Annotated in this window: 9 protein-coding genes; 8 read left to right on the top strand and 1 reads right to left on the bottom strand. The window is 61.5% G+C overall.

Features of this window, described 5'->3' with window-relative positions:
• The coding region (locus JHD73_RS24385; RefSeq protein WP_199032755.1) for a YhbY family RNA-binding protein at window positions 1-251 on the bottom strand (251 nt) is incomplete at its 3' end.
• Between the two features lie 96 nt (window positions 252-347).
• Between JHD73_RS24385 and JHD73_RS24380 the strand changes: the two genes are divergently transcribed.
• From JHD73_RS24380 to JHD73_RS24345, 8 genes are all read left to right on the top strand, one after another.
• The gene (locus tag JHD73_RS24380; protein ID WP_199032754.1) at window positions 348-1,013 is read left to right on the top strand and encodes an RlmE family RNA methyltransferase; all 666 of its coding nucleotides are present in this window, start codon (window positions 348-350) and stop codon (window positions 1,011-1,013) included.
• A 128-nt stretch (window positions 1,014-1,141) separates the two neighbouring features.
• Entirely contained in the window at window positions 1,142-3,028 is a 1,887-nt protein-coding gene (gene ftsH, locus JHD73_RS24375) for an ATP-dependent zinc metalloprotease FtsH (RefSeq protein ID WP_199032753.1), read from the top strand.
• A gap of 147 nt (window positions 3,029-3,175) precedes the next feature.
• The gene (folP, locus tag JHD73_RS24370) at window positions 3,176-4,039 is read left to right on the top strand and encodes a dihydropteroate synthase (RefSeq protein ID WP_199032756.1); all 864 of its coding nucleotides are present in this window, start codon (window positions 3,176-3,178) and stop codon (window positions 4,037-4,039) included.
• Between the two features lie 94 nt (window positions 4,040-4,133).
• The gene (gene glmM / locus JHD73_RS24365) at window positions 4,134-5,477 is read left to right on the top strand and encodes a phosphoglucosamine mutase (RefSeq protein WP_199032752.1); all 1,344 of its coding nucleotides are present in this window, start codon (window positions 4,134-4,136) and stop codon (window positions 5,475-5,477) included.
• A 193-nt stretch (window positions 5,478-5,670) separates the two neighbouring features.
• The gene (pstS, locus tag JHD73_RS24360; RefSeq protein WP_199032751.1) at window positions 5,671-6,711 is read left to right on the top strand and encodes a phosphate ABC transporter substrate-binding protein PstS; all 1,041 of its coding nucleotides are present in this window, start codon (window positions 5,671-5,673) and stop codon (window positions 6,709-6,711) included.
• Window positions 6,712-6,827: 116 nt separating this feature from the next.
• Window positions 6,828-7,802, top strand: a complete 975-nt coding sequence (gene pstC / locus JHD73_RS24355; RefSeq protein WP_199032750.1) for a phosphate ABC transporter permease PstC — start codon at window positions 6,828-6,830, stop codon at window positions 7,800-7,802.
• A 38-nt stretch (window positions 7,803-7,840) separates the two neighbouring features.
• A complete protein-coding gene (gene pstA, locus JHD73_RS24350) occupies window positions 7,841-8,725 on the top strand; it encodes a phosphate ABC transporter permease PstA (protein ID WP_199032749.1) in 885 nt (294 codons plus the stop codon).
• Between the two features lie 2 nt (window positions 8,726-8,727).
• Window positions 8,728-9,267 (top strand): phosphate ABC transporter ATP-binding protein (locus JHD73_RS24345; RefSeq protein WP_199032748.1); only part of this gene is annotated, 540 nt, incomplete at its 3' end.

The raw sequence follows: 9,267 nt of genomic DNA, 5'->3' as shown, positions 1-9,267 counted from the left end.
AGCTTGCCGATGTGCTGCACGGGCGCAGCCTGCAGGCGGGCGCAGATGGTGTCATAGATTTCAATGCGCGCTTCGCGGTCATCGCCCGCCACGCGCACCTTGATCAGCGTATGGGACGCCAGTGAGCGGTCGATTTCGGCCAGAACGGCCTTGGTCAGGCCCTCCGCACCGATGATGACGACCGGGTTCAACGCATGCGCTTCCGAGCGCAATTCCGATCGCTGGGCAGGGGTGAGGATAAGGGCGGGCATAAATAGAGGCGAGATCGCGCAAAAAGACAAACGGCGCGTATTATCCGCCAAAATCAGTCCTGGCCACCAGGTTTAGGCAGTTTGGCAACCAATTCGATGGCAAAGAACAAATTCAACCAGTCGTGGCTGCACGACCATATCAATGATCCGTACGTAAAGCTGGCGCAGCGCGAGGGCTATCGCGCGCGCGCCGCCTACAAGCTCAAGGAGATCGACGAGCAGGACAAGCTGATCAAGCCCGGTCAGGTCATCGTCGACTTGGGCGCTGCGCCGGGAAGCTGGAGCCAGTACGTGCGCAACAAGTTGGCCGCCTCGCCGCGCGCCAAGGACGGGCGCATTGACGGCGCCATCGTCGCCATCGATATCCTGCCGATGGAAACCATTGCCGACGTCGAGTTCATCCAGGGCGACTTCCGCGAGGAGGCGGTTTTCCGCCAACTCGAAGAAATTGTGCTGAACGCGACCGGCGGCGGCAAAGTGGACCTTGTTTTGTCCGATATGGCCCCCAACCTCTCAGGTGTGGCGTCGGCGGACGCCGCGCGCATGGAGCACATCGCCGAGCTGGCCGTGGAATTTGCCCAGGCGCACCTGAAACCCGAGGGTGCGCTGCTGATCAAATGTTTTCACGGCAGTGGCTATAGTCAGATCGTCGAGATGTTCAAGCGCCATTTCAAGATCGTGGCGCCGCGCAAGCCCAAGGCCTCTCGCGACAAGTCTTCCGAGACGTTCCTACTGGGCCGCCAGCTCAAGCATCCGGGCTGACGGACGTTACTCAGGAAGGGCCCGGTGGCTCTGAGTGGCCGATGGTCTTGCGGGCAATCAACCCGCGGCGGTGTCCGTGCATTACAATGCCAAGCATCCCGTCAAGGCATTTCTAAAGGAGTCTCGCCTTGAATAACAACTGGTTTCAGAAGGCGGCCATCTGGCTGGTGATTGCCTTGGTGCTGTTCACCGTCTTCAAGCAGTTCGACAAGCCTCGCACCCAAGAGGGTGTGACGTACTCGCAATTCATGGATGACGCAAAGGCCGGCAAGGTCAAGCGCGTCGAAGTGCAGGGCCGCACGCTGCTGGTCACGCCCAACGAGGGCAACAAGTATTCCATCATCTCGCCGGGCGACATCTGGATGGTCGGCGACCTGATGAAGTACGGCGTGCAGGTGACTGGCAAGGCAGAAGAAGAGCAGGGTGTGCTTCTTACGGCGCTCTACTATCTTGGCCCGACGCTGCTGATCATCGTGTTCTGGTTCTACATGATGCGACAGATGCAGGGCGGCGGGAAAGGCGGTGCCTTCTCGTTCGGCAAATCTCGAGCGCGGTTGATCGACGAGAACAACAACAGCGTCACGTTTGCTGACGTGGCAGGGTGTGACGAATCGAAGGAGGAGGTCGTCGAGTTGGTCGACTTCCTGAAAGATCCGCAGAAATTCCAGAAGCTGGGTGGTCGCATTCCGCGCGGTGTGTTGCTGGTTGGCCCCCCGGGTACTGGTAAGACGCTGCTGGCGCGTGCCATTGCCGGTGAAGCCAAGGTGCCGTTCTTCAGCATTTCCGGTTCGGACTTCGTTGAAATGTTCGTCGGCGTGGGCGCAGCCCGTGTGCGCGACATGTTCGAGAACGCCAAGAAGCAGGCGCCTTGCATCGTGTTCATCGATGAAATCGACGCGGTTGGCCGCCATCGTGGCGCCGGCATGGGCGGTGGCAATGACGAGCGCGAACAGACCCTGAACCAGATGCTGGTCGAGATGGACGGTTTCGAGGCCAACTCGGGCGTCATCGTCATCGCCGCGACCAACCGTGCTGACGTGCTCGACAAGGCGCTGCTGCGCCCGGGCCGTTTCGACCGCCAGGTCTACGTGGGCCTGCCGGACATCCGCGGCCGCGAGCAGATTCTCAAAGTGCATATGCGCAAGGTGCCGATCGGCAACGACGTGGATGCGTCGGTGCTCGCACGTGGCACGCCGGGCTTCTCGGGCGCAGATTTGGCCAACCTAGTCAACGAAGCTGCGCTGTTTGCCGCCCGCCGTAACAAGCGCGTGGTTGACATGCAAGACTTTGAAGATGCGAAGGACAAGATCTACATGGGGCCGGAGCGCAAGTCGGCCGTGATTCGTGAAGAAGAGCGCAAGGCTACGGCGTACCACGAGTCGGGCCACGCGGTGGTTGCCAAGCTGCTGCCGAAGGCTGATCCGGTGCACAAGGTCACGATCATGCCGCGCGGCTGGGCTGGTGGTCTGACCTGGCAACTGCCGGAGCACGACAAGCATTACGCCTATAAGGACACGATGCTTGAAGAGGTCGCCATTCTTTTCGGCGGTCGCGCAGCAGAAGAGGTGTTCTTGGGTGCGATGAGCACTGGTGCCTCGAACGACTTCGAGCGCGCCACGAAGATGGCCCGCGACATGGTGACGCGCTATGGCATGAGCGACACGCTGGGCACCATGGTCTATGTCGACACCGAGCAGGACGGCTTCTTCGGTCGCATGGCATCGAAGACGGTGTCCGAGGCGACGCAGCAAAAGGTCGATGCGGAAATTCGTCGCATTGTTGACGAGCAGTACGCCCTGGCCAAGGGCCTGCTGGAAGCCAACCGCGACAAGGTGGAAGCCATGACGGCCGCGCTGCTTGAGTGGGAAACCATCGACGCCGATCAGGTCAACGACATCATGGACGGTAAGCCGCCGCGTCCGCCGCGCTATGGTTCGACCGGCGGTGGCAGCACGCCGCCGGGTGGCGGTACGCCCGCCGGTGCGAACCCGGGGAATGTGCCGGCCACGGCATGATGACTGCCTCATAGGTTGTTGCCCCGAGGGCGGAGCAGAAAAGCCGGTGCACGCGCACCGGCTTTTTTGTTAGCGTCTTTTTGGGGACACTTGGCGTAGCATTCTGGCCCTGCGCTGTACTCTGATTCGCATATCTTGTCTGCTTCCATTCCCGCTACGACGCACTTCCAGTGCGGACGTTTTCGCTACGCACGTGATCGGCGCCCGCTGGTCATGGGCATTCTCAACGTCACACCCGATTCGTTTTCCGACGGCGGTCAGCATGCCACCCGCGATACGGCGTTGCTCCATGCTGAACAACTGATCGCCGAGGGCGTCGACATGATCGACATCGGTGGCGAATCGAGCCGGCCGGGGGCTGCGCCGCTTGGCTTGCAGGAAGAGCTGGACCGTGTGATGCCGATCGTCGAGGCGCTGCGCGACTGCGGCAAACCGCTGTCTATCGACACCTACAAGCCTGAGGTGATGCGCGCCACGCTGGAGGGCGGCGCCGATCTCATCAACGACATCTGGGGTTTTCGCCGCCCTGGGGCGATTGAGGCGGTGGCCAAGGGCAACGCCGGCCTGTGCGTGATGCATATGCAGCGTGATCCAGAAACGATGCAGGAGTCACCCAGCTATACGGATCTGATGGGCGAAGTGACGGCCTTCCTGCGCAGACAGACCGAAGCGTTGCTGGCTGCCGGTGTGGCCGCCGAGCGCATTTCGCTCGATCCGGGATTTGGTTTTGGTAAAACGCCGGATCACAATCTCACCATGCTCAATCGCTTGGCGCAGTTCGAACAGATCGGTTTGCCATTGTTGGCGGGTCTGTCGCGCAAATCGACGTTGGGTGCAGTGCTGGGTGGCAAACCGCCAGCCGAGCGCATCACCGCCAGTGTGGCAGCGGCGCTGCTGGCAGCGGAGCGCGGCGCTTTCATCGTGCGTGTGCACGACGTGCGGCCGACCGTGGAAGCGCTTCAGGTCTGGTGGGCGATGCGTCACGAGCGGGTTGATCCACCGCTCGCGTGATGGTCGTGCGGTTGGGGTCAAGCGAACAGACGATTGCCCGGCCGCGGCCGGCACTTTACAAACAATAAAGAAACTACTGCAGGAGAGATTCCTCATGTCCAGGAAGTATTTCGGCACTGATGGCATTCGCGGGCGCGTGGGCGAGGCCCCGATCACACCCGATTTTGTGCTGCGTCTTGGCTATGCCGCTGGGCGCGTGTTGGCACACGGCGCCGAGTCGCACGGCCACGGCCGGCCTACCGTGCTGATCGGCAAGGACACGCGCTTGTCGGGCTACATGCTGGAAGCGGCACTGGAAGCCGGCTTCACGGCTGCCGGTGTGGACGTGCTGATGAGCGGCCCGCTGCCGACGCCTGGCGTGGCTTATTTGACGCGCGCACTGCGCCTGTCGGCGGGCGTGGTAATTTCAGCATCACACAATCCTTACTACGACAACGGCATCAAGTTTTTCTCGGCCAGCGGCGACAAGCTCCCGGACGAGACCGAACTGCAGATCGAAGCCGAACTGGAAAAGCCGATGGAGTACGCGGCGTCGGATGCGTTGGGTCGGGCCCGCCGCATTGAGGATGCCGCTGGTCGCTACATTGAGTTCTGCAAGAGCACGTTCCCGAACGACCTGAACCTGTTCGGCATGAAGGTCGTGCTGGATAGCGCGCATGGCGCGGCGTACCACATCGCTCCGCACGTCTTCCACGAGTTGGGTGCGGACGTGGTATCGATCGGCAACCAGCCGAACGGTCGCAACATCAACGACGGCTATGGCGCGACGGCGCCCGGCAAGCTCGTCGAAGCGACGCGCGAACACGGCGCCGACATCGGTCTGGCCTTCGATGGCGATGCCGACCGCCTGCAGGTGGTCGACCGCAACGGCCGCCTGTATAACGGCGATGAGCTGCTCTACGTGATGGTGCAGGCACGTCGCGCTGCTGGGCAGGCCGTGCCGGGCGCTGTGGGCACGCTCATGACCAACCTGGCGGTGGAGTTAGCGCTCAAGGCGCAGGGCGTCGAGTTTGTGCGCGCCAAGGTCGGTGACCGCTATGTGCTGGAAGAACTGAAGAAGAACGGCTGGCTGCTGGGCGGTGAAGGTTCGGGCCATTTGCTGTGTCTGGACAAGCACAGCACGGGCGACGGCATCATCTCGGCGTTGCAGGTACTTGCGGCATTGCGCCGCAGTGGCCAAACGCTCGACGAGATGCTGAACGGTGTGCGCCTGTTCCCGCAAAAGCTGATCAACGTGCGCGTTCAGAAGGGTTTCGACTGGAAGTCGCACGCTGGCTTGCAGGCTGCGCTCAAGACGAGCGAGGCGGAGCTCAACGGCAAGGGGCGTGTGCTGATCCGCCCGTCCGGCACCGAACCTGTGGTTCGGGTGATGGTTGAGGCACAGGATGCCGACCTTGCCACGCAGCACGCAGAGCGCTTGGCGGCAACGTTCCAGTGAATTGACGGACGAACGCTGCAGAAGTAATTAAAAAGCGGCCTTGGCGCCGCTTTTTTTATGGCTTAAGGGCGACTTTCGTGTGCCTTAAGCCGGCTCTGAGAAGTTTTTGTGTTGTCACAGAAGTGTCATGTGAGCGACCTAAAGTTCGGGTGTCAAAAATCTGTCATCGCTCAACCGCTCCTCTGGAGGACACATGAAACTGGTCAAAACCGCGATTGCGGGCGTGGCTGCGCTGGCTTTCGCTGGTGCCGCATTTGCTGTTGACATCACTGGCGCTGGCGCAACGTTCCCGGCACCCGTCTACAACAAGTGGGCAGCTGACTACAATAAGGCGACCCAGGCCAAGGTGAATTACCAAGGTATCGGTTCGTCGGGTGGCATCAAGCAGATTACCGCCAAGACCGTCGACTTCGGCGCATCGGACATGCCGCTGAAGGACGAAGAGCTGAACAAGGATGGTCTGATCCAGTTCCCGACCGTGATCGGCGGCGTGGTGCCGGTGATCAACCTGAAGGATTCCAAAGGCCAGGCCATTAGCGGGCTGACCCTGAACGGCCAAGTGCTGGGCGACATCTATCTGGGCAAGATCAAGAAGTGGAATGATCCGGCCATCGCCAAGCTGAACCCGAAGGCCCCGCTGCCGGACCAGGACATCCTGGTGGTGCGCCGTGCTGACGGTTCGGGCACCTCGTTCATCTTCACGAACTACCTGTCGAAGGTGAATGCCGAGTGGAAGGGCAAGGTTGGCGAAGGCACGACCGTGAACTGGCCGATCGGTACGGGCGGCAAGGGCAACGAAGGCGTGGCCGCTTTCGTGCAGCGTCTGAGTGGCGCAATCGGCTACGTTGAGTACGCCTACGCCAAGCAGAACAAGATGACCCACGTGAATCTGCAAAACAAGTCGGGCGCCGTGGTGCAACCGACGGCTGACGCCTTCAAGGCGGCTGCTGCCGGTGCTGAGTGGAGCAAGACGTACTACCAGATCCTGACGGACGAGCCGGGCAAGGACGCATGGCCGATCGCTGGTGCAACGTTCATCCTGCTGCACAAGACCCAGGCCAAGCCGGAACAAGGCGCAGAAGTCATGAAGTTCTTCGACTGGGCCTACAAGGGTGGCGATGATGCCGCCAAGGGTCTGGACTACGTGCCGCTGCCGGATGCTGTGAAGAACCAGATCCGCGCGACGTGGAAGTCGAACGTGAAGGACGCGTCGGGCAAGGCGATCTATAACTGATCGTTGTCCGCTGCATGCGTGCAGTACATAAGTGCAGCACAAGGTGCGGGCGGGCGGTGCAGATCGGCCGCCCGCGCCATTTCAACAGCTTCTCTCACGGCTGACCGGTTTCCCTCATGGCCACGCTCTCTGATTCTTCTGGCGCTTCCCGCATGCGCGCACCAAGCCGCACTGGCGACCTGGTGTTTGGCGGTCTGACCCGCCTTGCCGCAATCGTTACGCTGCTGCTGCTGGGCGGCATCATCGTTTCGCTGATCATCAGCTCCTGGCCCTCGATCAAGCAATTCGGCCTGTCGTTCCTGGTGAATTCGGAGTGGGATCCCCCCTCGGACATCTACGGCGCGCTGGTGCCGGTCTACGGCACGCTGGTCACGTCGCTGATCGCGCTCATCATTGCCGTGCCCGTGAGCTTTGGCATTGCCCTGTTTCTGACCGAGCTGTCGCCAGCCTGGCTGCGCCGACCGCTGGGTACCGCCATCGAGCTGCTCGCCGCTGTGCCTTCCATCGTCTACGGCATGTGGGGTCTGCTCGTGTTTGCGCCGATCTTCGGCGAGTATTTTCAAAAACCGCTGGCCGCGACTGTCGGCAAGATCCCGGTCATCGGGGCGCTGTTCCAGGGCGCACCGATCGGTATCGGCCTGCTGTGCGCGGGGGTGATTCTGGCCATCATGATCATCCCTTACATCTCGGCGGTGATGCGCGACGTGTTCGAGATCACGCCGACGCTGCTCAAGGAATCCGCCTACGGCGTGGGCTGCACGACGTGGGAAGTCATGTGGAACGTGGTGCTGCCGTACACCAAGGCTGGTGTGATCGGCGGTGTGATGCTGGGTCTGGGTCGCGCGCTGGGCGAGACCATGGCGGTGACGTTCGTGATCGGCAACACCAACCTGCTGTCTGACGCGTCGCTGTTCTCGCCGGGCAACAGCATTACCTCGGCTCTGGCCAATGAGTTTGCGGAAGCGGGCCAAGGCCTGCACACCGCCGCGCTGATGGAGTTGGGCTTGATCCTGTTCGTCATTACGTTCATCGTGCTGGCGGCGTCCAAGCTGCTTCTGCTGCGCTTGCAGAAGAGCGAGGGCAAGAAGTGAACCAAAACGATCTGCCCGACGCCATGAGACCCAACACCATGCGTACGCCATCCATTCCTGCCGTCCGCGCCGACTCTGAGAAGATCAAAGCGCGCCTGCAGGCCCGCCGCCGCAACATCAACGGTATTGCGCTGGCACTTTCACTTGCTGCCATGGGCTTTGGCCTGTTGTGGCTGGCGTGGATTCTGTGGACCACGCTGTCGCTGGGTGTGGGCGGCCTGTCGCTGTCACTCTTCACGGAGATGACGCCGCCGCCCAACACGCCGGGCGGCGGACTGGCCAACGCCATCGCCGGTTCGTTCATGCTGGTCGGTATGGCCACGCTGATCGGCACGCCGCTTGGCATTCTGGCGGGTATCTACCTGGCGGAGTACGGCAAGACGTCGATGCTGGCCAGCGCCACGCGTTTCATCAATGACATCCTGCTGTCGGCACCGTCCATCGTGATCGGTTTGTTTGTGTATGCCGTTGTGGTGGCGCGCGTGCAGCACTTCTCGGGGATTGCCGGTGTGCTTGCGCTGGCGCTGCTGCAGATCCCGATCGTGGTGCGCACCACCGAGAACATGCTGAACCTGGTGCCCAACGCGATGCGTGAGGCTGCCATGGCGCTCGGTACGCCCAAGTGGAAGATGATTCTGTCGATCACCCTCAAGGCATCGTATGCCGGCGTGATTACCGGGGTGCTGCTGGCCGTGGCCCGCATTGCCGGCGAGACTGCGCCGCTGCTCTTCACCGCGCTGAACAATCAGTTCTGGAGCCTGGATCTGAATCAGCCGATGGCGACCATGCCGGTGGTGATCTTCAAGTTTGCAATGAGCCCGTTCCCCGAGTGGCAGCAATTGGCCTGGGCCGGGGTGTTCCTGATTACGCTGGGTGTGCTGGGGCTGAACGTCCTCGCGCGTGCCTTGTTCACCAAGAAATGACCATGACTGCTACGTCCCTCGAAGTGCGCACGCAAAGCCCCAAGATCGATGTGCGTGACCTGAACTTCTACTACGGTAAGTTCCACGCGCTCAAGAACATCTCGCTGCAGATTCCCGAGAAGCAGGTGACGGCGTTCATCGGCCCGTCGGGTTGTGGCAAGTCGACGCTGCTGCGTACGTTCAACAAGATGTACGCCCTGTACCCCGAGCAGCGCGCCGAAGGTGCGATCAACATGGACGGCGAAAACCTGCTTACGTCGAAGACGGACATCGCTCTGCTGCGCGCCAAGGTGGGCATGGTGTTCCAGAAGCCGACGCCGTTCCCGATGTCGATCTACGACAACATCGCTTTTGGCGTGAAGCTGTTCGAGCGCCTGTCGCGCTCTGAAATGGATGACCGCGTGGAATGGGCGCTGACCAAGGCCGCGCTGTGGAGCGAAGTCAAGGACAAGCTCAACCAGTCGGGCTACGGCCTGTCGGGCGGCCAGCAACAGCGTCTGTGCATCGCACGCGGCATCGCCATCCGTCCGGAAGTGCTGCTG

The sequence above is a fragment of the Ralstonia sp. ASV6 genome (genome assembly GCF_016429285.1).
In the GTDB taxonomy this organism is placed as follows: Bacteria; Pseudomonadota; Gammaproteobacteria; order Burkholderiales; family Burkholderiaceae; genus Ralstonia; species Ralstonia flaminis.
This window is presented reverse-complemented; position numbering and strand designations above follow the sequence as displayed.

What these genes read in the sequence shown, in the direction of transcription:
- JHD73_RS24380 (WP_199032754.1), top strand. Translation starts at nt 348, where the DNA reads ATGGCAAAGAACAAATTCAACCAGTCGTGGCTGCACGACCATATCAAT.
- glmM (WP_199032752.1), top strand. Translation starts at nt 4,134, where the DNA reads ATGTCCAGGAAGTATTTCGGCACTGATGGCATTCGCGGGCGCGTGGGC.
- pstS (WP_199032751.1), top strand. Translation starts at nt 5,671, where the DNA reads ATGAAACTGGTCAAAACCGCGATTGCGGGCGTGGCTGCGCTGGCTTTC.
- pstC (WP_199032750.1), top strand. Translation starts at nt 6,828, where the DNA reads ATGGCCACGCTCTCTGATTCTTCTGGCGCTTCCCGCATGCGCGCACCA.
- pstA (WP_199032749.1), top strand. Translation starts at nt 7,841, where the DNA reads ATGCGTACGCCATCCATTCCTGCCGTCCGCGCCGACTCTGAGAAGATC.